This is a genomic window from Rhodococcus sp. B10, assembly GCF_011770055.1.
In the GTDB taxonomy this organism is placed as follows: domain Bacteria; phylum Actinomycetota; class Actinomycetes; order Mycobacteriales; family Mycobacteriaceae; genus Rhodococcoides; species Rhodococcoides kyotonensis_B.
The window spans coordinates 157,976-183,038 of sequence record NZ_JAAFYV010000005.1 but is presented as its reverse complement, the minus strand read 5'-3'; the positions used below and the strand labels follow the sequence as shown (position 1 = coordinate 183,038).

The window sequence follows — 25,063 nt, the reverse complement described above, 5'->3', positions numbered from 1 at the left end:
TTCAATCGCACTGCGCGTGCGTTTATCGCACCAACGCCGTCGGATTCGAGGACTACACCGATGATCGATACCGCCACCGCCGTCGCCGTCCAGCTGCTCTACGGTCGCCAGAGTCACGCGATCGATTCGGGGCGAGCGGCCGAGTGGGCCGCCACGTTCACCGGGGACGGCGTCTTCGATTCGCCCAGCTACCCCGAACCCGAGGTCGGTTCCGCAGCCCTGACCGCATTCGCGCAACGGTTCTCCGACAGCGCAGCGGATGCCCAGGAGAGGCGTCGCCACGTCATCACGAACCTGGCGATCGACCGCGTGACCGACGACGAACTGACCGTCGACTGCTACCTGCAGATCGTCGCGACTCCCCGCGGCGGTGACACGCGAATCGTTCGCTTCACCGCCGTGCACGATCGCGTCGTTCTCCGGGACGGCCGGTGGCTCATCGCGAACCGCACCGTGTCGCGCGACGACGCTTGATATATCTGTTAACTAAATGCCGTCACTGACTACAGTGGTCGGGTGACCGATTCCGCCGATCCCGATTTCTGGTCGTTCATCGAGACCGCCAACACCAAGCTCGCGTCCGAATACGGTTTCGAGCACCAGCTCGCCACCGAGGTACTGCTGACACTGAACCGCGCGTCGAACATCGTCACGTACGACCTCGAGGCATCCATCCATCGGCCGCGCGGCTGGTCCTGGTCGTCGTTCCGTCTGCTGTTCGTGACGTGGCTGGCCGGCCCGATCGAACCGAAACGCGCAGCCGAACTGACCGGCATGAGCCGTGCCGCGGTGTCGAATCTGTCGAAAACCCTCATCTCCGACGGCCTGCTCGCACGCACCCCGGACGAAACGGACGGCCGCTCGGTGCGTCTCGCACTCACCGAGGAAGGCCACGCCCGCATGGTCGAGTCCTTCGCCGACCAGAACGAACGCGAGAACGCATGGGCGAGCGTGCTGACCGAGCCCGAGCAGCGCATTCTGGTGATGCTCCTGAACAAGCTGATCACCAACCGCAGCCAGTTCGATGTCAGAGGGCGCAACTGACGCCCTGAGGGGTTGCGTGGGTCACGTCCAACTAGTTAATGTGTTTATTATCAGCTCTGGATACATTTAGGAGATTCCCGTGGCCTACTACCGGCAACTCGGATCGGTACCGCCGAAGCGTCACACTCAGCATCGGACTCCCGACGGCGGTTTGTACTACGAGGAGCTGATGGGCGAGGAGGGCTTCTCCTCCGATTCGTCGTTGCTCTATCACCGCCACATCCCGTCGGCGATCGTCGATGCGACGGTCTGGGAGTTGTCCGATCAGTCGACGACGCCGAACCACCCGCTCAAGCCGCGCCACCTGAAGCTGCACGATCTCTTCCCGCCGGAGGTCGTCGCGGAGACCGATGTGGTCACCGGCCGTCGTCTGATTCTCGGCAATGCCGACATCCGCATCTCGTACGTCGTCGCAGCGAAACCGTCGCCGCTGTATCGCAATTCGATCGGTGACGAGATGGTGTACGTCGAATCCGGCAGCGCCACAGTCGAAACCGTCTTCGGCGCACTGCAGGCACGTCAAGGCGACTACGTACTCATCCCCCGCGCGACGACGCACCGCTGGGTTCCCGACGGCGAGGTCCGCGCCTACGCGATGGAGGCGAACAGCCACATCGTGCCGCCGAAGCGCTACCTGTCGAAGTACGGCCAGCTTCTCGAGAACGCACCGTTCTGCGAACGCGACCTGCACGGGCCGAGCGAACCGCTGCTCGTCGAGGACACCGACGTCGAGGTCCTCGTCAAGCACCGCGGCTCCACCGGCATCGTCGGCACCCGCTACGGCTACCCGAACCACCCGTTCGACGTCGTCGGCTGGGACGGCTGCCTGTACCCGTACACGTTCAACATTTCCGACTACGAGCCGATCACCGGTCGCGTGCACCAGCCGCCGCCTGCGCATCAGGCGTTCGAGGGCGACAATTTCGTCATCTGCAACTTCGTGCCGCGCAAGGTCGACTACCACCCGTTGTCGATTCCGGTGCCGTACTACCACTCCAACGTCGATTCCGACGAGATCATGTTCTACGTCGGTGGTGACTACGAAGCCCGCAAGGGTTCGGGTATCGGACAGGGCTCGATCTCGATCCACCCCGGCGGCCATGCACACGGCCCGCAACCCGGTGCGTACGAACGCAGCATCGGCGTCGAGTTCTTCGACGAGCTCGCCGTCATGGTCGACACGTTCCGGCCGCTCGAACTCGGAGAAGGCGCGCTCGCCTGCGAGGACACCGCGTACGCATGGACGTGGGCAGGCAGGGGACCCGCGTCGTGATCCCTGCTGTCTTCCGTGGTCTGTGCGACGACGCAGCACTGTTCCCGCCCGGCAATGCACCTCTGGGCGCCGCGGTGCCGCAGCACCTCAGCTACCGCGACGCGGCCTTTGCAGATCTCGTCGGACCGTTCGTGTTCCCGATTCCCCGGCTGCGTGAACTGACGTCGGTCCCGTCGCCGGTGCGCGTCTCGCTGACGGCGCCCGGGGGCCCGTCGAGCGTTGTCCCCGGAATCGAAGCGGCGCTGTCGATCTCGGGCGTATCCGTCGTCGCTGTCGAGGTGGCGATTCCCGACGGCACCGACCTGAGTGCACTCGACGCCGTCGGTGACGACATCGACGTCTACGTCGAGATCCCCCGCGACGACCGTCGACCCGAGATGCTGGACGCGGTCGAACGCCGCGGCTACCGCGCGAAGTTCCGTACCGGAGGCATCACGGCCGATCTGTATCCGGGCGAAGCGGAACTGGCCGCCGGAATCGCCGAGGCGTCGCGTCGCGGAATTCGGTTCAAAGCCACTGCAGGTTTGCATCACGCGATCCGAAACACCGGCTCTGACAACGGTTTCGAACAGCACGGCTATCTCAACGTGCTGCTGGCAGCGCAGGCCGCGGCAGGGGGCGCCGGGACGGACGAACTGAGCAGCATCCTCGCGATCCGCGATCCTGACGTCGTCGCGAAGGAAGTCGCTGCGATCGACACCGAGCGAGTGTTTCTGTCGTTCGGTACCTGCAGTATCCAAGAACCCCTCGACGACCTCGTCGCACTAGGACTCATCGACCCCACGTGAGCGCGAATGTATAGCCCTCTACACATTTCTGCTCACGAGCTCCGAAGGAGCCTTCATGACACACATCGACATTTCTCCTGATTCCGAGTTCGGAATCGACAATCTGCCCTACGGTGTCTTCTCCACCGCAGGAACGGACCGGCGAGTGGGAATCCGCTACGGCGACAACGTCGTCGACCTCGCCGTTGCGCTGGACGACGACGTATTCGCCGAGGCGTCGTTGAATTCGTTCATGGCCCAGGGTCGCACGAGATGGGTCGAGGTTCGCGACGCGATCACCGACGCCATCACCGGCGATTCGGTTCCGGCGCACGCGGTACATCCAATCGACACGGTCACGATGCACATGCCGTTCGACGTCGCCGACTACGTCGACTTCTACGCGTCCGAGCACCACGCCAGCAACCTGGGTCGTCTGTTCCGGCCCGATTCGGAACCGTTGATGCCCAACTGGAAGCACCTCCCCGTCGGCTACCACGGCCGCTCCGGCACCGTCGTCGTGTCCGGAACGGACATCACGCGCCCGAACGGCCAGCGTAAAGCGCCCGACGAGGCGTCGCCGACCTTCGGTCCGAGCACGCGCCTCGACATCGAGGCCGAGATGGGCTTCGTCGTCGGCGTCCCGTCGGATGCACCGATCACCCCGGATCGGTTCGCGGAGCATGTGTTCGGCGCTGTGATCGTCAACGACTGGTCCGCACGCGACATCCAGGCGTGGGAATACGTTCCGCTGGGGCCGAACCTCGGAAAGAGCTTTGCGACGTCGATCTCGCCGTGGGTCGTGCCGTTGCTCGCGCTCGAAGCGGCTCGTGTCTCGACGCCTGTGCAGGATCCCGAGCCGCTCGAGTATCTGCGCGAAACACAGTCCTGGGCACTCGATATCGATCTGACGGTCACGTGGAACGGATACGACGTCGCGCGTCCGCCGTACCGCGAGATGTACTGGTCCCCCGCCCAGATGCTCGCCCACGAAACCGTCAACGGCGCCACCTCACGCACGGGTGATCTGTTCGCGTCGGGCACCATCTCCGGTCCGGAGAAGCACCAACGCGGGGCATTCATCGAACTGACCTGGGGCGGAAGGGAACCGGTCTCACTCGGCGACGAGACCCGTACGTTCCTCGAGGACGGCGACGACGTCGTCATCGCCGCCAGCGCACCCGGACCGAACGGGCCCCGCATCGGCTTCGGTGACGTCCGAGGCCGTATCGTTCCGGCCTAACGCAACAACCGCCCCAACTGTGCCGCCGCGGCGACGACCGCTGCACCGAGGCGCTTCTCGTCGTCGATCTCGAAGACTGATGCGCCGAGGCTTGCCAACGCGTCCCCGCGGCGGCCCGGAATCACCGCTGACACACCACCTACCGACGGAATGACCTCACCCTGGGTGACCGCGTAGCCAACGGCGCGGGCCCGGGTCACTTCCTCGCGCTCGCCTTCCACGGCCGGCAACGATGCCAACATCGCCAAACCTGCCGAGCCTCGGTCGATCGGGTCCACCTGGCCGCCCTTGAACGCGACGTGCACCTTCGCTCCGCGCGGCTCGACGACCATCAATGCCCGTACCTCGCTACTGTTTTCGCGCACGACGAGGTGCACCGTCGCGCCGAGCTGATCGGCGAGTTCTTCGAGCACCGGGCGCGCCACGGTCCGCAAATCCTGCTCGACGGGTTCGGCGAGCGCGACGAGACCGGCGCCCAACGTGATTCGCTTGAAGTCGTCGCGCCGACACAGATGGTGCGCTTCCAACGTCCGCACGAGTCGATGAGCGACCGTGCGATGCACCCCGATGCCGTCGGCGATCTCCGTGATCGAGAGACCGTTCGGTCGCTCGGCCAGCAATTCCAGAACGACGAGGCCGTGATGCAGCGTCTTGGACATGCCCGAGTCGAGCTGAACAGCCTCTCGACCTGGCTGAACGTGAGTCATGAGTCGCCCCTATTGACGTGTGTGAGGTGGACCACCTACAGTTCGATAGTATCGCACGCTGCGTGCGATTATCGCACACATCTCGGGACGTCGCAAGCCCTCTCCGACGGGACCGCACGACCGACCCGATCGAGACATCTGTTGCACGAGGAGAGAATTCATGACAGGCACCAATCCCGGACGCGTCGTCGACCGCACGATGACCGCGGTCTACCCCGAACTCGCGGGCAAGGTCGCCGTCGTCACCGGCGCGGCGCGCGGAATGGGCTCGGTGTTCGCCAAGGGCCTCGCGGCTCGCGGTGTGAACGTCGTCGGCGCCGACATCAACGACGCGCAGATGAAGGAAACAGCGGAGCAGCTGAACGGCGAGCTGGCCACCGACGCGCTCGTCTCCGAGCCGGGCAAGGTCGTCGGCGCCCGCATCGACGTCACCGTTGCCGAGGACCACGAAGCTCTTGCGCAGACGGCTCTGGCCGAGTTCGGTCGTATCGACTTCTGGATCAACAATGCAGGCATCTTCCCGTTCGCGCTGGCCGCCGACATCACGCCCGAGCAGATCAACGCGACGCTGAGCGTCAACGTCGAAGGAGTGCTGTTCGGCTCCCAGGCCGCGGCCCGCCACATGGGCGAGGGCGGCGCCATCGTCAACATGTCCTCGGTGTCGGCTCTGCGCGTCCGTAAGGGTCGCGGCGCCTACTGCACATCCAAGGCAGCCGTCGCGCATCTGACGGAGTCGCTCGCCGTCGAGTTCGGCGACATCGGCATCCGCGTCAACTCCATCGCGCCGGGCTACATCGACACCGAGATGACGCGGTGGGTCCAGGAAGATCCCGAGGCCCTCGCGAAGGCTCTCGACGCGGTTCCGCTGCACCGCCTCGGTGCCCCGGAGGAAGTCTTCGGACCGCTTCTGTTCCTGCTGTCGGACAGCGCCCGCTACGTGACCGGGCACAGCATCGCCGTCGACGGTGGATCGCGCCATGTCTGATTCGACCGACATCGACTACGACGTCGTCGTCATCGGTGGTGGCGGTGCGGGGCTCGCGGCGGCCGTCACCGCCGCCGAGAACGGCGCGTCCGTGCTGCTGTTCGAGGCGATGAAGGAGCTCGGAGGCTCGACGGCCCTGTCCGCTGGATTGTTCACCGCAGCCGGAACGTCCGTCCAGCGCGAACTCGGCATCGAGGACAGCGCCGAGAAGTTCTTCCAGCACTACATGGATCTGAACCAGTGGATGCTGGCTCCCGGACTGATCCGTACGTTCTGCGAGAACGCGGGCCCGACGCTCGAGTGGCTCATCGAGCTCGGTGTCGAGATCCCGGCGAAGGTGTCCGGCAACGCGCACCAGCCGGGGCTCAGCCAGGCAGGTGTCGAGGACGTCTGGCGTGGGCACGTGCCGAAGGATCAGGGATACGGCCTCGTCCAGGTACTCGACGCCGCGCGACGACGGCACGGGATCGAGGTCGTTCTCGACACCCGGGTTCAGGCCTTGCTCACCGAGAACGGCCGCGTCGTCGGTGTGATCGCCGACGACGTCGAACTTCGAGCGGGTGCCGTGGTCGTCGCATCCGGAGGTTTCGCGCAGGATCCGACGTTCGTCGACAAGCACTACCCGGTTGCGAACAAAGCGGGCGAATCGTTGTTCGTCGTCGCCGCCGACGGCAGCCGCGGCGACCATCTGCGGTTCGCCGACGCGGTCGACGCGTCGATCACCGGGGACGGCTGGGGACTCATGCTCCCGACGGTCTACTTCCAGCGGTACCACCACTGGCAGTCGGGCTTTCCGCCGAAGTCGCGCGTCTACGTCAACGCCGCCGGTCGACGGTTCATGGACGAGGACGCCTCGTATGCGGTCTCCACGGGAATCATCGATCATCAGGGTGGATCGGCGTGGATTGTCTTCGACGAGAACGCCCGCCTGAATTTGCCTGTCGGATATGCCGATTGGGCCGCCGACCGCGTCGCCGAGGAAGCCGAGGCGGGACGGACCCTGCGCGCGGACTCGCTCGACGAGCTGGCCACGTCGATGCAGGTACCCGCACACACCCTGAAGGCCACGGTCGCGCGGTGGAACCAGAACTTGCCGAACGGTGAGGACCCGGATTTCCTTCGCCATCGCACGTTGGCGAACAAGGGCAGTACGACGGATCCGGACCCGATCGATCGAGGGCCCTTCTACGCCGCACGCATCCTTCCCGCCGAATTGGTCTGCACCCATGCCGGCCTCGAAATCGACCGGAACGCAGCCGTTCTCGACACCGACGGTGTTCCGATCCCCGGACTGTTCGCAGCCGGTGAGGCAGGGGCAGGCGTTCTCGGCCTTCGCTACGTCGGTGGCGGCAACGCCGTCGCGAACGCGCTGACGATGGGCCGCATCGCAGGCCGCACTGCAGCGCTCGTGAAGTCCACCGCAGCTGCTCTGGCGATCTGATCCCCGCACTCCCTACCCTTGACCCTTTGAGGAAGCAGTCATGACCACGAACGAGAGCGCCGTGCACCCCGAGCACAGCAACCACGCCGATGGGCCGACCACGGTGAAGCAATCCCCGTTGACGGTGATCCGCGCAGCAGTCGTCGGAACCGTCGTCGAGTACTACGACTTCGGCATCTACGGCTACATGGCCACCACGATCGCCGCACTGTTCTTCGTATCCGAGGATCCGACCGCAGCGTTGCTCGGTACGTTCGCGGCGTTCGCCGTCGCGTTCTTCCTGCGCGTGCCCGGCGGCATCTTCTTCGGACACATCGGCGACAAGTACGGCCGCAAGAACGCCCTGTCCTGGACGATCCTGCTGATGGTCATCGCCACCGCAGGTATCGGCCTGCTTCCCACCTACGTCACACTCGGTGTGTGGGCGACGTCGGTGCTCGTGCTCTGCCGATGCCTGCAGGGCTTCGCGGCGGGTGGTGAGCTCGGCGGCGCGAACGCGTTCGTCTCCGAGTCCGCACCCACCCGTTGGCGTGCCACGCAGACGTCGATGGTCAATACCGGCACCTACCTCGGATCGCTGCTGGCGTCGCTGTGCGCGCTCGGACTGAACACGATCTTCACCGAAGAGCAGGTCCTCTCGTGGGCGTGGCGCATCCCGTTCCTGCTCAGTCTCGTCATCGGTGGCGTCGGCATCTGGATTCGGAGCAGGCTCGACGACACCCCGGAGTTCAAGGAGCTCGAGGACAAGGGCGAGACGAAGAAGCTGCCCATCTCGGAGCTGCTGAGCACGTCCGGCGGAAGCGTCGTGAAGATCATCTTCCTCGGTGCTCTCATCACGGGCGGCTACTACATCGCCTCGGTCTACGCGGCCACGTATCTGAAGACCGAGGGTGGCCAGAGCGCGCAGGCAGCGTTCCTGTCGACGTCGCTGGCTCTGGTGCTCGGTGTCATCACGCTCCCCATCGCCGGGTACATGGCCGACAGGTACGGTCGCAAGCCCGTGCTGTTCGGCGGCAGCCTCGCGTCGATCATCCTCGGCGTTCCGATGTTCATGATGATGGCGGGCGGAAGCCTGTGGCAGGCCGTCGTCGGCCAGTCGGTGTTGTTCATCGCGGTCTCGGTGGTCAACGGCGCGTCGTACGTCACCTACGTCGAGATGTTGAAGACGTCGGTTCGCTACAGCGGTCTCGCTCTGGGCAACAACACCACCAACATGCTGCTCGGTGGTACGGCTCCGTTCATCGCGACGTGGCTGATCTCGCTGACGGGCAACGCCCTCGCCCCGGCCGGCTACTTCGTCTTCTGCGCGCTGCTCACCTTCGTCGCGGTCTTCTTCGTGACCGAGACCAGGGGCACCGAGCTGAAGACGGGATAGCGCCATGAACTTCGACGGCAGATCCATCGTCGTCACCGGTGCCGGCAGCGGTATGGGACGAGTCGAATCGTCGATGCTGGCCGCTCGTGGCGCCAAGGTGTGGGTCACCGACATCGCTGTCGAACCCGGGCTGTCCGTCGTCGACGAGATCGTCTCGGGCGGCGGACAGGCGGAGTTCTTCCAGCTCGACGTCACCGAACCCGCGTCGTGGACCGAACTCGCCTCCCGTATCGCCTCAGCCGACGACGATCTGCACGGCCTCGTCAACAACGCGGGCGTCAGCCACCGGTTCGGGATCGAGGACACCACGATCGAGGACTGGCGACGGGTCATGGACATCAACCTGTCCAGCGTCTTCTACGGCATGAAAGCTTGTGCGCCGCTTCTGAAGAGGGGCGACGGCGGCTCGATCGTCAACGTCTCGTCGATCGCGGGCATGGTCGGCTACTTCGCGGCCGGATACGGCGCCAGCAAGTGGGGTGTCCGCGGGCTGTCCAAGGTAGGCGCGCTCGAGTTCGCCGAACACGGGGTGCGCGTCAATTCCATTCACCCGGGACTCGTCGACACTCCCCTGCTGCATTCGGGGTCGTCCGATTTCGTCGACACGAGCCTGAAGTCGGTGCCCGCCGGACGCGTCGCCGACGCGTCGGAAATCGCCGAGTCGGTTGCGTTCCTACTGTCCGACGCGTCCCGCTACATCACCGGAACAGAGATGGTCGTCGACGGCGGCCTGACCTCCGGCGGTATCTATCACCGCATCACCAGCGAGCTCTGACCCACCGGTCCGGCTCCTCACCCGTTCCGCATGACTTCCGGCGTTTACCTCTCTCGTAGCCGTATCCCCGCTCGACAATGTCGGGCAAGAAGGACCACGAGACGATGGGTGGCGACATGGACGTCGAGGTACTGGTGGCAGGAGCCGGGCCGATCGGCCTCACGGCCGCGATCGAGCTGCGCAGACGGGGCATAGGGTGCCGTGTGATCGACCCGCTGACGGAACCGCCGCAGTACGCGAAAGCCGTTGGCATTCAGCCTCGTACGCTCGAAGTGTTCGAGAACATCGGTGTGTTGCACGCCGTTCTCGACGCGGCCATCATGATGCGCGGGCAGATCATGTTCCAGAACGGCTCCGAGGTCGGACGCATCGAGCTTTCGTTGCCCGCGGACGTCCCCTACGGCTTCGCGATGCTCCCTCAGTACGAGACCGAGCGCATCCTGCGCGAACGGTTGGCCGAACTCGGCGGGACCGTCGAACGCGGAGTTGCTCTCGCGGGTTTCACGCAGGACGACGATGCCGTCACCGCGACGCTCAGCGACGGAACGTCCCAGCGCGTGCAGTATCTGATCGGCGGCGACGGCGCACACAGTGTCGTGCGCAAACAACTCGGCCTGACCTTCGAGGGCGACGCATTCGCCGAGGGCTACATGCTCGGCGACGTCGAGGTGGACTGGTCGTTGCCTTCCGGCTACGGCATTCGCATCTCGCACACCGCCGACGACGGATCCCAGGACGGCATCCTCGTCGCGATTCCGCTTCCGGGTCGACGCCGCTACCGCATGTCGATGCTCGTGCCTCCGGAACTCTCGGCACCCGACGCGGGAGCCGACGGCATTGCACACGGCTTCGCGGGCGGCGCCACACCCGAGCTACGACACATCCAAGCCGTCCTCGACCAGCTGTCCCCCGAACCGACCACCGCGTCGAACCTGCGCTGGTCGTCGGTGTTCCGCATCAGCCACCGCATCGTCGACGCCTACGGTCGTGGTCGAGTGTTCGTCGCAGGGGATGCCGCACACATCCATCCACCGACCGGCGCACAGGGTATGAACACCGGAATCCAGGATGCCCAGAACATCGCGTGGAAGGTCGCGCTGGCCGTCCGCGGCGTCGCGGCTCCAGGACTGACCGACACCTACGACGCCGAACGCCGGCCCGTCGGCGAAGAAGTGGTCGGTCGGACGGTACGTAGCGCGCGCGAGGGAATCGGGGCCGGTGAGACGTCGGTCGAGACGGCCATGCGCAGGCAGGCTCAATTGCTGATCTCCTACGCCGACAGCCCCCTGATCTCCGGGGCCGACGCGTCGGCGACGACGGTGCAGCCCGGCGAGCGTGCGCCCGACGCCCGCGGTCTCACCCGCGACATGGTGGCCTATCCCGTTCGGCTGTTCGAACTGTTCGGCGGGGTGAATCACACCCTGCTGCTCTATGCCGACGGGTCACCGGACGAGATGGAGGATCTCGCCGACGCCGCGACAGCCGCCGCGCACGGCTTGGTGGACGTCTATCTGCTGTCGTCGAGGCCGGTCGAGTCAGTGCTGACCGTCGTCGTCGACTCCGAGGGCGAATTCGCCAAGGCGTACGGCATCGACGGCCCGTCGGCCCTGGTCATTCGGCCGGACGGCTACCTCGGCCATCGTGAATCGCCTGCCACTGTCGAGGGTGTGGTCGCGCATCTGAAGAAGACGTTCGCCTGACGGGCGGCTGCGCCGCACGTGCGCGCGAATGTACAGCCGGCTGTACATTCGCACGCACGATGACTTTCAGGGTCGACGACGGTCGACTTCTCCGACCGTATTTCGACTTCGATCGGAGAAGCCATGGCTCTCGCACACGTCCTCGCAGTCGTGCCCGTCGCGGACCTCGACAAGGCGAATGCTTTCTACGAAGCGTTCTTCTCTCGACCTGCGGACAACAACCCGATGCCTACCCTCGTCGAGTGGCAGGTCATCGAGGGCGCCTGGGTGCAGGTGACCGTCGATCCCGAGCGTGCCGGCTCGTCGATGCTGAACTTCGCCGTCGACGATCTCGAGAAGCACATCGAGGAACTCGCGACGCGTGGAATCGTCGCTGCAGACATCGTCGACGCGAGCAAGGGCGTGCGACTGTCGGCGATCGAGGACCCCGACGGCAACGCCATCACCCTCATCGGCGGATTCCGTGTAAATTATTGAATCGTTGATTTTTACTGTCGCGCAACATCATTCGACCTTTCTTGTCGGTAGCTTCCGCTACCTTCCCGCGCATGACTACACAGCGGGACTACGACGAGCACGATTACGAGCACTACGACCGCGTCCGGCGCGCGGCAACTGGAATCGCGATGGCCGCCACGTCGATCGACGAGGCATTCAGCGACATCGGTCAGGCCATGTTTCGGTTCGATCCCGACCGGGTGAGCGAGACGGCCGCGAACCTGATCCGCGATTTCACGACACATGTCAGCGAGATCATCGTGCATTTCGCGGACTTGCACGACGAGTGGCATTCGAAACCCGACGGCGAATTCGACATGTTCGAGATCCGGGAAATCGGACCAAAACCGTGGTCGGCGGAATCGATCTCGCGTCCAGATTTTCCGACGACCGATCACTGGCAGAAAATTCCCAGAGACGGTGTCCGCAAGAAGTCATTCGTTCTGTATGCCAACACCTACCACTGCATCGACCACTTGAACGCATGCTCGAAGACGTTGAACGAGTACGTCAGCCTGGTGGCGCAGTCCTACGATGTGGAGCCTCCCCACACAGTGCTGCAGAGCTTCGCAGAGACGGTCGCGCACCTCGTGCAGGTGGCAGTGGCGACGGCCCTACTCTGGATACAGCGGGTCTTCGACGACAACCGCAAGATTGCGCGCCGACTGACGGGTGGCCCTCCGCCGTTCGTATGGGGCACGCAGACCGTCGCCGACACCTTCGCGATCTCCCGCCGTAGGTGATGCCTTGGCCCGGGCGCTGGAGGCGGCGTTCGGGCCTAGGGGTAACCTCCAGTAAGTGATGCCCCTCCTGACCAGTCGACGCTACGTCGACCTCCGTTTGCAGGCGAGCGCTATCTGTCGGTGACCGATTCGACTCGGCACCTTCTTCTCTGATTCGGGGACTTTTCCTCGTTTTCTCTTTCTCGAAAGGCATGTTCATGTCTGCGCCCAGCGCTACCCGTCCATCTCGCGTGCCCGCATGGGCGAAGTCCTTCGGACCTCAGATCGTCGCCGGCCTCGTGCTCGGTGTGGTCATCGGCCTCATTGCTCGGTCGATGCCCGACGCCGCCGACGGCAACGAGAACTGGCTCGTCGGCACCGTCGCGACCATCGGCTCCAGTTACGTGAAGCTGCTCACGGTCGCCGTCGTACCTCTGGTCTTCACTGCGATCGTCAGCTCCATCGCAAATCTTCGTCAGGTCGCCAACGCTGCCCGGCTGGCCGTGCAGACGCTTCTGTGGTTCGCGATCACCGCGTTCATCGCAGTGATCATCGGCATCGTGATCGGCCTCGTCGCGCAACCCGGTTCACGCACCGGCGTCGAGATGTCGTCGGCCAAGGATCCGAGCAGTGTCGGCTCGTGGTGGTCGTTTCTGACCGGGCTCGTACCGAACAACTTCTTCGCTCTGGGCTCGAAGACGTCCGTGACGACCACGGCTGCCGGTGACGGATTCGCCAGCACCGCAACGTCTTCCCTGAGCTTCAACATCCTTCAGTTGCTCGTCATCGCCGCTGCGATCGGAATTGCCGCACTCAAGATCGGCGAGAAGGCCGAACCGTTCCTGACCTTCAACGCATCGCTTCTCGCGATCGTGCAGAAGGTTCTGTGGTGGATCATCCGCCTCGCACCGATCGGCACCGCTGCGCTGATCGCCAACGCCGTCGCAACCTACGGATGGGACGCGATCGGTTCGCTCGGCGTCTTCACGGTGTCGATCTATGTCGGGCTCGCAATCGTGTTCTTCGTCGTGTACCCGATCATCGTTCGTGCTCACGGCCTTTCGGTTCGTCAGTTCTTCTCCGGCGTATGGCCTGCCACACAGCTCGGGTTCGTCTCGCGCTCGTCGATCGGCACGCTGCCGCTCACCGAACGCGTCACCGAGCGCAACCTGGGCGTGCCCCGTGAGTACGCGTCGTTCGCCGTGCCGCTGGGAGCCACGACGAAGATGGATGGTTGCGCCGCAATCTATCCCGCGATCGCTGCCATCTTCGTCGCTCAGTTCTACGGCGTCGGACTGACGTTCACGGACTACCTGTTGATCATCGTCGTGTCCGTGATCGGTTCCGCCGCAACGGCAGGCACCACCGGCGCCACCGTCATGTTGACCCTGACGTTGTCGACGCTCGGACTTCCGCTCGCCGGTGTCGGACTGCTCCTCGCTGTCGAGCCGATCGTCGACATGGGCCGCACGGCCGTCAACGTCACCGGCCAGGCGCTCGTTCCGGCCATCGTCGCCAAGCGCGAGGGCATCCTCGACCTGGATCGGTACAACGCCCCACGCAACGGCGACCCGTTCGCGGACGACGACGCAACCGCGACGGACGTCGAATTGGCAAGGTAGTCAACTTCTCTCGACGGACATCGATGGGCCGTGGCAGCCGGTAGACGGATGCCACGGCCCATCGATGTGTGACGGGACGAGCGACCCGATTACTCTCGACGTCATGGGATCCAAAGGACCGGCAAGTCGAGGACAGAAGCGCGCAGCCAAGATCAAGGCACGACAACGACGTCAGCAGTCGTCGTCGACGCGCACACCGGCCCTGCCGTCCGCCGTCCTCGACGATTTCGCTGTGTGGCTCGACGAAGGTGAGATGGCGGAACACGCCGATCGAATCGTCTCCCTCGTACGAACCACGCTCAGCCAGATGCTTCGAGCGAACCCCGGGTTCTCCCCCACCGCCTGGACGCCGAACGACGCGCACTTCCTCGTCGACGCCGCCACCCGCATCGAGGATTCCGATCCCGACAACGGCCCCGCAGCGGCATCCAACATGATTCTGACCGTCCTCGAGTTCCTGACCTACCTCGACGAGTCGGACGGGTGGAGCGGGTCGGACGACGACTTCGCGCACGTCATGGAAGACCTCACCGACTTCATCGACAACGATCCCGACATCCTCGCCCCGGAGGACATCGAGCTTCCCGACGTCTCCGAGGACGACGAATCGGCCGCATTGTCCGCTCTCCCGTTGGTTGCAGGCCTCGACGAGATCGTCGACCGAGTCGGGCCCGGGCTGTCGATGATGGACGTTCCCGAGCTCGCAACTGCGCTGAGCGACTCGAACGAGAACACCGAGCTCGTGGACCTCACCGCTCTCGATCGATGGGCCGTGGCGTTCGCATCGGACGTTCTGGCGGTCGACGGTGAGACCGTCGTTCCGGGACCTGCTGTCGACGGATTGCGCTCCCGGTCGCTGGGCACCCTCCGCGACCTGCTCACCCACCACATCCGCCACCAGCTGACGTCGAGCGAGGACGACGTTTCGATGGGTCTCGCCAACACGTTCGCCGTGCAGACGTTGCTGGCTGCGATGACCGACGACCTCCCTCTCGACAACGCCGACGAGGACTACGAGGGGTTGGAGGACGAGGATCTCCGCACCGCGCAGCTGATCGACTACCGGGTGCGTTCGCTGCAGGAGCAGAAAGTCCTCGCTCGAGAGGACGATTCGCTCGAGGTCCCGAAGGCCCTCCGGCGTGCAGTTCTCGCAGGCGTCGAACTCGCCGAGCCGTTCGGGGAGGACGACCTTTCGAAAGAGTTCTGATCGGTCTGTAACGAGACGGGCGCGTCGACCGACATGGTGCTCGGAATTCGGCGATGTCAGTCGTGAAGCAGCCCGCGGCCGCCGGATTCCTGCTCGGAGCCCCTCGGTCAGGTCTGTCGATCCGCGGTGCTCGTGCGCCGTATCCACAGCCCGATTCTCGAGGACTCCGTCATGACCGATCCATTTTCCCAGCCCTATGTCTTTCCCGGTGCCGAGCGCCCGAAGACTCCACGACCACGTTTCGGCAAGATCATCGGATGGGTCGCGCTCGTGCTCGGCGTCCTGTTCGTGCTGACCTCTCTGGTCGATTTCTCCCTCGCCGGCCTCGTCGTCGGACTGTGTGCGGCAGCTGCAGGCGGCCTGTACTTGTTCGTCGCGCCCTCGCGCGGCCGACTGATCTGGGCGACGCCGGCCGTCGCTCTCCTTCCGGCGTTGGTGGCACTCGGTATCACCGCTCCGACGCCGGAGCCGGAGGAAGCTCCCGCCGCCGCAGCGTTCGCAGCACCCGCGATCGCCGACGTCGCGACGACGACGGCACGTCCGACGACGACAGCCCCCACCACGACAACGATTGCTCCCACGACGACCACGGTTGTCCCGACGACCGTCGCGCCGGCACCGGAGACCGTGACCGTCTATGCACCTCCCCCGAAGACGACCGAGGCGTACGTCCCTGCGCCCGCTCCCGCGCCGGTCTACGTGGCCGAGTCGGAACCGGAGCCCGTCTACGTCCCGCCTGCGCCGGTGGTCGCCGAGGCGCCGTCGAACGTCTACTACGCCAACTGCTCGGCGGTCCGCGCCGCAGGCGCCGCGCCGATCTACCGGGGTGAGGCTGGCTACAGCTCCAAGCTCGACCGCGACGGCGACGGCGTGGCCTGCGAGAACTGAATGCGCCTGCGGCACCCGTGCGCGAAAGTTGTCCCCTGCACCGACTTTCCGCGCACGGGTGGCGCAGCCGCCGTTTCTGTCGGACCCCGTCGCTACTGTCTTTGTCGACGGGCGGATCCAGTCGCCCATCGACGGGAGGGCACCCACATGAACGACCGACTTCAAAGTTCCATAGACGACGCGTGGGCCTCGTACACCGACGAATTGTCTGCGTTCGTCGTCGGCATGCGCTCGCGCGAGGGCTTGGACATCACCGCGGAGTCGGGACTCGACCGCGGTGACGGCGATTCACCGTGGGTGCGTGTGCAGTGCATGGTCGACGGCATTCTGGAGTCAGCCGCAGTTCTCGCGGGTCACCTGTACGACGGCGTCGACCCCGCTATCGGAAACGACGATCGTATCGTCGAACTGGGGTGGGCGACTCCGGGCGAGCGAAGCACGTACGGCACGTTGATCAGCAGGACCATGAGTCGACGCACCGACGAGGCCGCGGAACTCGCGCACCTGATCGTGCGACTGTTCCGAGAGGTCTGGTCGGTGCCCCACCCTGCGTTTCTGTCCGCCGACGCGGTCACGCGCGACGACCGCCAATTCCGCACCGCGACCGATCGACGACTGCCGGACACCACGGCGGTCCATCCGTTGGACATCGATCATCTTCGAGCACTGATTCTCGACAGCGTCACGAGCGCACCCGGAATCGCGGTCGCCAGAGAAGACAACGGCGACATCCGCGTCGACGGTTTCGCGATGCCCGTCCACGTGTGCTTCGGCCCGGACGCGAATTCCGTTCGGCTACACGCCCCTTTGGTCAGCGGTGTCGTCATGTCGACCGCGCTGTCTCGTCGGTTGTCCTGGCTCAACACCCGGTGGCGTCACATCACGTTCGTCGTGGCGGGCGACCAGTTGTTCGCCGACACCGCGATCGTGACCAACTCCTACGTGCCCCGTCACCTCACGTCGATGCTCTATCACCTCGGCATGTTCGTCGACTCGATCGACGCCGCATTCGCAGCAGAGCTGGGCGGTTCCGTCTACGACCCCACGCATCGCCACCCCGAGCCGGAACCACACGTGACGTGGTCCGACGACAGTGGCACACTCGGAACCTTGCGCGCCGCATGCGAATTGACGCGCGGACCGGTCGACGCCGCCACAGTCGAAGCCATGTGCCGCAAGCAGGACATCGGCGAGCTCACGGAGCGGGCCGAGTTCTCCGCTCAACGGTTCCGTGACCACGCCCACCGACTCGGCGACGAGCGTCGAATCCGCGCGGCCGTCATGTGCGACGCCTTCGCCGTCAGCTGGACGTACGTCGCGGAGAGTCTCAGGCGCGCGTTCCATCGGGCACCGACTCCACCGAAGACGCAACAGATCTCGTTGTTCGACCAACTCGAGGAACCAGCTCTGTTCGATCTCTGAGTCCGATAGCTCATGGGTGCGCTAAGCTCGGCCGAGTGGAGACACCGCAGACCGCAGGCAGGTCGCTGACCGATTACCCCAGGCCGTCCGTGGCCGTCGACGTCGCAGTACTGACGGTGCACGACGGCGTTCTGAAGGTTGTCGTCGTACCGTCTCCGCGCGGCGACGCGCTCCCCGGAACGTTCTTGCACCCCGGGGAACGGCTCGCCGACGCGGCCGACCGAGCCTTGCGCACCAAGGCCGGGCTCGGTGGTCTGGAATTTCATCAGATCGGAATGTTCGATGCGCCCGACCGTGACGAGCGCGGATGGGTGCTGTCGATGGCACACGGAGCCACGATCGCGGTCGACGCACTGACGAGTTCCATCGGCCTCGTCGACATCGAGCACGGTTCTGCGACAAAGCCTTTGGCGTTCGACCACGGAGAGATGGTGACGTTGTCGGTGAACGACCTTCGCCGTCGGTACGCGTCGAGAATAGATCCCGGCCGCCTACTCGGAGATACGTTCACGTTGCTCGAGCTTCGACGGCTGTACGAGATCGTGTTCGACACCGAAATCCCCAAGGACACTTTCCGCCGTCATGTCACGAGCGCTCTGGAAGGAACGGGGACCACGTCCATCGCAGGCGGCGGTCGCCCGGCCGAGCTGTATCGGAGGAGAGCGGCAGCGGTGCTACCGGAGTCGGCGTCCGTACTCTTCCGACATCAGGTCGGCAACTAGCTCAGAAGCCGAGCCGTCAGTGTCGCGATCCGTTCGGTGAACGCGACCAGAGTTATTATCTCCACGTTCGTGGACGCGCTCGTGACAGCCGCTACCTGTTGCGTCACCGCGTCGTCGACGGGCCAGCCGTAGGATCCGCCCGAAATCAGCGGGAATGCAATGGTTCTCGCGCCGACCGAGTCGGCAGCAGCCAGACTCCGCAGATACGCCGATCGGAGGATCGCAGAACGATCCTCGTGAGCGGAATAGCGCGGTCCCACCGTGTGGATCACCCACTTCGCGGGCAGTCGTCCCGCTGTCGTGACGACGGCGGCCCCCGCTGCGAGACCGTTCGGGAGGCTCGTGTTCCGCAGCGTCCTACATTCGGCGAGGATCACGGGCCCGCCGGCGCGGTGGATGGCGCCGTCGACTCCCCCGCCGCCGAGCAGAGTGGAGTTGGCAGCGTTGACGATCGCGTCGACGCGCATGGTGGTGATGTCGCCGCGAACGACGTCGATGACGGTCATGCCCGTCCTCCCGTGATGTCGGCAGCGAGAGCGACGAGGTCCTCGCCGGTCAGGCTGGGGTACCCGTGCAGCATCGAGCGCCACTTCGTCGGCACGGCGGACGCTCCCCACCGAGCGCCGAGCAGTCCACCCGCGATGGCTGCAGTGGTGTCGGTGTCACCGCCCGCCAGGACGCACGATTCGAGGGCGCGCACGAGATGTTCGGGGCCGTCCGACTCGGCGCGCGTGATGGCACTCCATGCTGTCTGCAGCGCATGCACGACCCAGCCGTTCTGCGCGAAGTCCGACGGGTCGCCGGCCTCCGCCTCGTCGAGCAACGCCCTCCACGTGTCCGCTGCGTTGCCTGCCGTGTCCAACCACAGCCTGGGGCCGTCGAAGTTTCCGTGCAGAACAGCGTGCCGAATTGCGTAAGACCACAGCGCACAGGCCTCACCGGCCTGCGGATCCGAATGCGTGAGCGCACTGACCGCCTGAGCGGCCGCGACGCACCGGTCGGCGTCGTCCAGGAACGCCAGCGCGACGGGCGCGGTGCGCATCAGCGAACCGTTCCCACCGGTCCGGCCGGTCAGTGCCGCGGCCCGTGCAGTCATCTCGGCCGCCGTGCTGCTGCGATGACCGAGGACCTTCCGTGTCTGGGTTCCGACGTCGACCGGGTCGGTGTCGTACCACGCTACGAAGTTCGCAACGATCGCGTCGAGACCTCTCACGGACGAGACGTCCTCGTCCCGGGCCGCGAGCGCTACCGCCGCGGCCATCGACGTGTCGTCGGTCCACTCACCGGGTGCCCAATCGAACGTTCCACCGCCGATCATGTCGACGGCCATGCCGGGCGCTGGGTACGTGAATTCGTACCCTGCTCCGAGCGCGTCGCCGGCCGCCGTCCCCAGGAGTACACCTGCCGCGCGGTCGTTCTGCTCCATGGTCAGCGCCATACCGATCTCCTTAGCTCGTTTCTGCGCTTAACTTAGCGCATATTTGCTCGAAGCGTCAACCGGCCTGCGATTTCGCCCGAACTTCGAGATTCGAGCACCTCCGCATCCCCGATTCGCGAAAAATATTTCTCTGTTACCCCTGGTCACACACATGGCGCGAAATCCATCTCCGATCCGGCTTCCGTTTGCTGATACTTCGAGTTACATTAAGTACAAGTTCGCACCACACAGGAGGAAGCGATGACACTGACGTCAGAAGACGGCACGATCTCTATCGATCCCGACGCGGAGACCGAGAAGTACAACGAGACTCTGCGCCTTCTGTCCGAGGGATCGGTGCACAAGCACTTCGACCCTTACGTCGACATCGACTGGGAATCCCCCAAGTTCTCCGTCCCGGAGAACGATCGCCGGTGGATCCTGCCCACCAAGACCGACCCGATCGGTAGCCACCCGTGGTACCAGGCCCTGCCGGAAGACCAGCAGATCAAGATCGGCATGTGGCGCCAGGCCAATGTCGCGAAGGTCGGGCTGCAGTTCGAGAACATCCTCATCCGAGGGATGATGCAGTACGTCTTCTCGCTGCCCAACGGATCCGCAGAGGCGCGCTACTGCACTCACGAGTCCATCGAAGAGTGCAACCACACCTTGATGTTCCAGGAGATGGTCAATCGCGTCGATCGCGATGCGCCCGGCATGAGTCGTCCGATGAAGATGTTGTCGCCGATCATTCCGCTGTTCGCGTCGATCGCACCGGAACTCTTCTTCGTCGGCGTCCTCGCGGGCGAGGAGCCCATCGACCACATTCAGAAGTCCGTTCTGCGTTCGGGTGAGGAAATCCACCCGATCATGGAAAGCGTCATGGCCATTCACGTGGCAGAGGAAGCACGACACATCTCGTTCGCGCACCAGCTTCTCCGTCGTCGGGTTCCCAAGATGTCGAAGGTCGGCCGGTTCTTCCTGTCGCTCGCCTTCCCGATCGTGATGCGCGTGCTGTGCGACGCGATCGTGATTCCGCCGAAGCGGTTCTGGAAGAAGTTCGCGATTCCTCAGTACGTGAAGAAGGACCTCTTCTGGGAATCCGAAGAGGCGCAGCACACGCTGCAGGACTACTTCGGCGACGTCCGCATGTTGGCCACCGAGACCGGCATGATGAGCCGCCCCGCGAAGCTGATGTGGAAGGCGTGTGGCATCGACGGCAAGGCCTCGCGTTACCGTAGCGAGCCGGACCGCAGCTCCAACCAGTTCGCCGCCTGATCCCCCGTCACTCCAGCGCCAGTTATCTCCACAGCAGCGCCTGCCGTCAGGAATCACCATGCCCCACGTTGTCACTCAATCGTGTTGCAGCGACGCATCGTGCGTCTACGCATGCCCCGTCAACTGCATCCATCCGACACCGGACGAGCCCGATTTCCTGACGGCAGAGATGCTGCACATCGACCCCACGTCGTGCGTCGATTGCGGCGCCTGCGTGTCGGCGTGCCCGGTCGACGCGATCGTTCCGAAGTCCAAGTTGACCGACGAGCAGCTGCCGTTCCTGACGATCAACTCGGACTTCTACAAGCAGGAACGTCCCACGCGACCTCTCCTCGCGCCGGTGTCTCCGGCACCGGCCGTCGCCAGGGACAGGCAACCGCTCCGAGTCGCGATCGTCGGGTCCGGTCCGTCCGCGATGTACGCCGCCGACGAACTGCTCACACAGCCTGGCGTGAAGGTCGACGTCTACGATCGACTTCCGCAGCCGCACGGTTTGGCGCGTCTGGGTGTTGCGCCCGACCACGAGAAGACCCGCCAGGTCTCGCGTTTGTTCGACAAGATCTCGGCGCAACCGGGCTTCGAATTCCACTTGGGCGTCGAGATCGGCAAGGACATCTCACACGAGCAACTGCTCGAATCGCACCACGCCGTCGTCTACGCGGTCGGCGCCTCCCGTGATCGCGAGTTGACCGTGCCCGGTGCCGATCTGCCCGGCCGTTCGTCCGCCACCGACTTCGTCGCCTGGTACAACGGCCATCCCGACCACGCGCATCGTCGCTACGATCTGTCGCACAAGCGGGCAGTCATCATCGGCAACGGCAACGTGGCGCTCGACGTCGCACGCATTCTGACGATCGATCCCGAGCGCCTCGTCGGCACCAACGTGCCCAGCCATGTGGTGAAAGCGCTGCGCGAGTCGAACATCGAAGAAGTACTCGTCGTGGGACGACGCGGCGTCGCGCAGTCGGCGTTCACCGTTCCCGAGTTCGCCGGCCTGCTCAGCACATCCGGCATCGACGTCTCGATCCACAAGGACGAGATGATGCTCGACGCGACCACCACGAAACTCGCCGAGACCAACGACCTTCCCCACGCCGTCTCCCAGAAGCTGCAGCTTCTCCGACGGGTCGACGACGTCACCGGCAGCGACAACAAGCGCATCGTGCTCCGGTACCTGTTGTCGCCGACGCGCATCCTCGGCGACTCGGCCGTCGCCGGCGTCGAATTCGACCGCATGACCCTCGACACCGACGAGAACGGGGCTGTACTCAGCATCGCGACCGGCGAGAAGGAGACTGTCGACGCGGGGCTCGTTCTCACCTCCATCGGCTACCGCGGTGTCGCTCTGCCCGGGGTGCCGTTCGACGATCGTCGGGGCATCATCCCCAACGACGGAGGCCGTGTGCTCGAGTCTGCTGACGGCACAACAGTTCCTGGCTCGTATGTGACCGGGTGGATCAAACGCGGCCCGTCCGGCTTCATCGGAACCAACAAGTCGTGCGCCCAGGAAACGGTGCGGCATCTCGTGGACGACTTCAACGACGGCACGCTCGGTGACATCGACGTCGCGCCCGAAGTTCGGCGCTGGCGTCGGGCACGCCGAGTCTGAGACAAACGGAAAGAAGGCCCCGCACATACCGTGTGCGGGGCCTTCGTCGTTCCGAGGTCAGTCGGGGATCATGTCGAAGGTGTCCGGGTTGGGCCCGGTACGCCCTTCTTCACCGCGATCGAGGGCAGTGATGTCCGCGATGTCGGAATCGCTCAGCTCGAAGTCGAAGATGTCGAAGTTCGCCTTCACCCGGTCCGGTGTCACCGACTTGGGGAAGATGATGTCGCCGCGCTGCAGATGCCACCGCAGAACGACCTGAGCCGTCGACTTTCCTACGGCCTGAGCGATCTTCTCGATCGTCGGGTCGTCGAGCACCTTGCCCTGGGCGATGGGCGACCATGCTTCGACCGCAATCGCGTTGTTGCGGCTGTGGCTGCGTGCGTCTTCGTTCACGAAGTACGGGTGCACTTCGATCTGGTTCACCGCAGGCACCGTCTCGGTCTCCTGTGCAAGGCGTTCCAGATGGGCCGGCTGGAAGTTCGAGACACCGATGGACCGTGCACGTCCGTCCTTCGCGAATTCCTCCAGCGTCTTCCAGGTGGACACGAAGTCGCCGTCGTAACGAGTGGGCAGAGGCCAATGGATGAGGAACAGATCCACGTAGTCGGTTCCGAGGTCGTTCAGAGTCCGATCGAATGCTCGACGCGCGTCGTCGGGTTCGTGAAAACCGTTGTTCAGCTTGCTCGTGACGAAGATGTCCGAACGGTCGATTCCCGCGTCGCGGATACCCTGCCCGACTTCCTTCTCGTTGCCGTACATCTCGGCGGTGTCGATATGTCGATAGCCGACCTCGAGGGCGGTCTTGACTGCTTCGGCGGTCTTCTCGGGTTCGATCTGGAACACACCGAAGCCGAGCTGCGGGATGGTTCGACCGTTGTTCAAAGTGATGCTGGGTACGACACTCACGTGATTCGTCATCTCCGTTCGATATTCGATTACTCGCCGTCGTGTACCCGCGACGCGCAGATCTACACGCTGCGGGTGCGCCGGGAATCTCGAACCTGTCGGACCCACTTGGTACAAATCCATCGACACCGACACCGACACCAGGCCCCTCACTGGATGTCCTCGAACACTCCGACGAGGGGAACCATGAACGTTCACGCACTGCATCGGACCGTCGACGCCGAGACCCTGATGAATTCGGGCATCGTGCTCGCCGCCGATCCGCTCACGTCACGCGACGCCTTGGCCAGGTTCGTCGACCATGTCATCGACTTCGAAACACGAACGGCGACAACGTTGGACGACCGATGCGTCGCGTACGCCGACTCGATCCTGGCAGGCACGTTCGAACGAGGTTGGCAACCGGCCGAACTCGTCCACGTCGTCGCCCGAAAGCTCGACAAACCGGACTTCTCGATGATCAAGGCGCTCCTCGGTGCCCATGCGCGAGCCACCACAGCGCTCTCCACGGCTCCGCCCGACTGGCGAGAGCAACTGAGGGACATCGGAATCGACCCGAGTACCGACCTCGCCCACTACCGGCGCACATCACGAGTGGCTCCGCGGGTGTACTGGGACAGCCTGTTCCGCCTGCTCGCTCAATTTCGGCTGCTGCCTTCTCTTACTCCCCTCTCACCCCCGCCCTCACGATGGCACGCGCACTCCACGATGACGAGCACACGCGCAGACACGAAGGTTCTCAACAAGATTCGGGGGTTGCTGGCGAAGGCGGAATCGTCCTCGTTCACCGAGGAGGCAGAGACGTTCTCCGCCAAGGCGCAGGAACTGATGACGCGATACGCGATCGACAGCGCTGTTCTCGATTCCGCCCAGGGGTCCGCACCCACAGACCTGGTCGTGACGCGCCGCATTCTCGTCGACAACCCGTACGCGGATGCCAAGATGCATCTGATGTCCAGCGTCGCCGCGTCGAACGGCGCGAGGACTGTCTGGTACAAGAAGTTCGGACTCGTCGGCATCACGGGGATGCCTGTCGATCTCGATCTGTGCGAACTGCTGTACACCTCTTTGCTGGTGCAGTCCGCGCGGGCGTTGGCCGATGCAGGTATCGATTCTCGTACACGCTCCCGCGGGTTTCGACGGGCATTCCTTCTCGGCTACTCGTGGCGGGTCCGCGAACGCCTCGCTGAAGCACGAGATCGGGCAGATCGAGCGGCCGGCGGGCAATACGGGTCGTCATTGGTACCGATCCTCGCCGCGCGAGACGAAGCCGTCACGTCGGTATTCGAAGAACTGTTCCCGGACCTGAGCTCCGTCAAGATCACGGTGTCGGACAGATCGGGTGTCCACGAAGGTCGACGGGCAGCCGAGCATGCGGACCTCACCGGAGGGCGAGAACGCATCGAAGACTGACGAACTGTCAGTCAGCCCGTGCGCTCGCTCGACCCGGGTGATATGCACG

At 64.6% G+C, this 25,063-nt stretch carries 24 protein-coding genes; 20 read left to right on the top strand and 4 right to left on the bottom strand.

Features of this window, described 5'->3' with window-relative positions:
* Positions 1 to 60 precede the first annotated feature (60 nt).
* The 5 genes from RhoFasB10_RS05440 (at position 61) to fahA (ending at position 4,327) form a co-directional block, all read left to right on the top strand.
* Positions 61 to 474 (top strand): nuclear transport factor 2 family protein, encoded by a 414-nt coding sequence (locus RhoFasB10_RS05440; RefSeq protein ID WP_167675501.1) that lies wholly within the window; start codon positions 61 to 63, stop codon positions 472 to 474.
* A gap of 42 nt (positions 475 to 516) precedes the next feature.
* On the top strand, positions 517 to 1,044 hold the full coding sequence (locus RhoFasB10_RS05435; RefSeq protein WP_167675499.1) for a MarR family transcriptional regulator: 528 nt from the start codon (positions 517 to 519) through the stop codon (positions 1,042 to 1,044).
* Between the two features lie 79 nt (positions 1,045 to 1,123).
* Positions 1,124 to 2,317, top strand: a complete 1,194-nt coding sequence (locus RhoFasB10_RS05430) for a homogentisate 1,2-dioxygenase (RefSeq protein WP_167675497.1) — start codon at positions 1,124 to 1,126, stop codon at positions 2,315 to 2,317.
* A complete protein-coding gene (locus tag RhoFasB10_RS05425) occupies positions 2,314 to 3,105 on the top strand; it encodes a hypothetical protein (protein ID WP_308115302.1) in 792 nt (263 codons plus the stop codon). Before RhoFasB10_RS05430 ends, RhoFasB10_RS05425 begins: the two co-directional genes overlap by 4 nt.
* Positions 3,106 to 3,160: 55 nt before the next feature.
* A complete protein-coding gene (gene fahA / locus RhoFasB10_RS05420; protein ID WP_068427149.1) occupies positions 3,161 to 4,327 on the top strand; it encodes a fumarylacetoacetase in 1,167 nt (388 codons plus the stop codon).
* Here the strand turns inward: fahA and RhoFasB10_RS05415 are convergent.
* Positions 4,324 to 4,986: a helix-turn-helix domain-containing protein gene (locus RhoFasB10_RS05415; protein WP_240930920.1), complete on the bottom strand. Its 663-nt coding sequence runs from the start codon at positions 4,984 to 4,986 to the stop codon at positions 4,324 to 4,326. The genes fahA and RhoFasB10_RS05415 overlap by 4 nt on opposite strands.
* Positions 4,987 to 5,194: 208 nt before the next feature.
* Here RhoFasB10_RS05415 and RhoFasB10_RS05410 point away from each other — a divergent pair, with 208 nt between their 5' ends.
* From RhoFasB10_RS05410 to RhoFasB10_RS05355, 12 genes are all read left to right on the top strand, one after another.
* Positions 5,195 to 6,019 (top strand): SDR family oxidoreductase, encoded by an 825-nt coding sequence (locus RhoFasB10_RS05410; protein WP_068427145.1) that lies wholly within the window; start codon positions 5,195 to 5,197, stop codon positions 6,017 to 6,019.
* Positions 6,012 to 7,460 carry an FAD-dependent oxidoreductase gene (locus RhoFasB10_RS05405; RefSeq protein ID WP_068427208.1) on the top strand — a complete coding sequence of 483 codons (1,449 nt, stop codon included), beginning with the start codon at positions 6,012 to 6,014 and terminating at the stop codon, positions 7,458 to 7,460. The genes RhoFasB10_RS05410 and RhoFasB10_RS05405 overlap by 8 nt, the downstream gene beginning before the upstream one ends.
* A gap of 40 nt (positions 7,461 to 7,500) precedes the next feature.
* Positions 7,501 to 8,835 (top strand): MFS transporter, encoded by a 1,335-nt coding sequence (locus RhoFasB10_RS05400; protein ID WP_240930904.1) that lies wholly within the window; start codon positions 7,501 to 7,503, stop codon positions 8,833 to 8,835.
* Positions 8,836 to 8,839: 4 nt separating this feature from the next.
* Positions 8,840 to 9,610, top strand: a complete 771-nt coding sequence (locus RhoFasB10_RS05395) for an SDR family NAD(P)-dependent oxidoreductase (protein ID WP_167675493.1) — start codon at positions 8,840 to 8,842, stop codon at positions 9,608 to 9,610.
* Between the two features lie 116 nt (positions 9,611 to 9,726).
* Positions 9,727 to 11,310, top strand: coding sequence for an FAD-dependent monooxygenase (locus RhoFasB10_RS05390; protein ID WP_167675532.1), 1,584 nt, complete (start codon positions 9,727 to 9,729; stop codon positions 11,308 to 11,310).
* Between the two features lie 123 nt (positions 11,311 to 11,433).
* Positions 11,434 to 11,787 carry a VOC family protein gene (locus RhoFasB10_RS05385; protein WP_167675491.1) on the top strand — a complete coding sequence of 118 codons (354 nt, stop codon included), beginning with the start codon at positions 11,434 to 11,436 and terminating at the stop codon, positions 11,785 to 11,787.
* 71 nt (positions 11,788 to 11,858) lie between these two features.
* Positions 11,859 to 12,551, top strand: a complete 693-nt coding sequence (locus RhoFasB10_RS05380; RefSeq protein WP_167675489.1) for a hypothetical protein — start codon at positions 11,859 to 11,861, stop codon at positions 12,549 to 12,551.
* A gap of 197 nt (positions 12,552 to 12,748) precedes the next feature.
* A complete protein-coding gene (locus RhoFasB10_RS05375) occupies positions 12,749 to 14,152 on the top strand; it encodes a dicarboxylate/amino acid:cation symporter (protein ID WP_167675487.1) in 1,404 nt (467 codons plus the stop codon).
* Between the two features lie 103 nt (positions 14,153 to 14,255).
* Positions 14,256 to 15,359 (top strand): hypothetical protein, encoded by a 1,104-nt coding sequence (locus RhoFasB10_RS05370; protein ID WP_240930903.1) that lies wholly within the window; start codon positions 14,256 to 14,258, stop codon positions 15,357 to 15,359.
* A 171-nt stretch (positions 15,360 to 15,530) separates the two neighbouring features.
* Entirely contained in the window at positions 15,531 to 16,247 is a 717-nt protein-coding gene (locus tag RhoFasB10_RS05365) for an excalibur calcium-binding domain-containing protein (protein WP_068427201.1), read from the top strand.
* A 147-nt stretch (positions 16,248 to 16,394) separates the two neighbouring features.
* Positions 16,395 to 17,669, top strand: a complete 1,275-nt coding sequence (locus tag RhoFasB10_RS05360) for a hypothetical protein (RefSeq protein WP_068427136.1) — start codon at positions 16,395 to 16,397, stop codon at positions 17,667 to 17,669.
* 35 nt (positions 17,670 to 17,704) lie between these two features.
* The gene (locus RhoFasB10_RS05355; protein ID WP_167675485.1) at positions 17,705 to 18,391 is read left to right on the top strand and encodes an NUDIX hydrolase; all 687 of its coding nucleotides are present in this window, start codon (positions 17,705 to 17,707) and stop codon (positions 18,389 to 18,391) included.
* Here RhoFasB10_RS05355 and RhoFasB10_RS05350 read toward each other — a convergent pair.
* Positions 18,388 to 18,897, bottom strand: a complete 510-nt coding sequence (locus RhoFasB10_RS05350) for an O-acetyl-ADP-ribose deacetylase (protein WP_167675483.1) — start codon at positions 18,895 to 18,897, stop codon at positions 18,388 to 18,390. The genes RhoFasB10_RS05355 and RhoFasB10_RS05350 overlap by 4 nt on opposite strands.
* Positions 18,894 to 19,829 carry an ADP-ribosylglycohydrolase family protein gene (locus tag RhoFasB10_RS05345; RefSeq protein WP_068427130.1) on the bottom strand — a complete coding sequence of 312 codons (936 nt, stop codon included), beginning with the start codon at positions 19,827 to 19,829 and terminating at the stop codon, positions 18,894 to 18,896. The genes RhoFasB10_RS05350 and RhoFasB10_RS05345 overlap by 4 nt, the downstream gene beginning before the upstream one ends.
* Positions 19,830 to 20,069: 240 nt before the next feature.
* Between RhoFasB10_RS05345 and RhoFasB10_RS05340 the strand changes: the two genes are divergently transcribed.
* Positions 20,070 to 21,086 carry a diiron oxygenase gene (locus RhoFasB10_RS05340; protein ID WP_068427128.1) on the top strand — a complete coding sequence of 339 codons (1,017 nt, stop codon included), beginning with the start codon at positions 20,070 to 20,072 and terminating at the stop codon, positions 21,084 to 21,086.
* A gap of 58 nt (positions 21,087 to 21,144) precedes the next feature.
* Complete coding sequence (locus RhoFasB10_RS05335) at positions 21,145 to 22,695, top strand: FAD-dependent oxidoreductase (protein WP_206030542.1); 1,551 nt, start codon at positions 21,145 to 21,147, stop codon at positions 22,693 to 22,695.
* A gap of 57 nt (positions 22,696 to 22,752) precedes the next feature.
* Here the strand turns inward: RhoFasB10_RS05335 and RhoFasB10_RS05330 are convergent, their stop codons facing one another.
* Positions 22,753 to 23,601 carry an aldo/keto reductase gene (locus RhoFasB10_RS05330; RefSeq protein WP_167675481.1) on the bottom strand — a complete coding sequence of 283 codons (849 nt, stop codon included), beginning with the start codon at positions 23,599 to 23,601 and terminating at the stop codon, positions 22,753 to 22,755.
* 186 nt (positions 23,602 to 23,787) lie between these two features.
* On the opposite strand from RhoFasB10_RS05330, the gene RhoFasB10_RS05325 reads away from it, so the two are divergent.
* Complete coding sequence (locus tag RhoFasB10_RS05325; RefSeq protein WP_240930902.1) at positions 23,788 to 25,014, top strand: DUF2786 domain-containing protein; 1,227 nt, start codon at positions 23,788 to 23,790, stop codon at positions 25,012 to 25,014.
* Positions 25,015 to 25,063 lie beyond the last annotated feature (49 nt).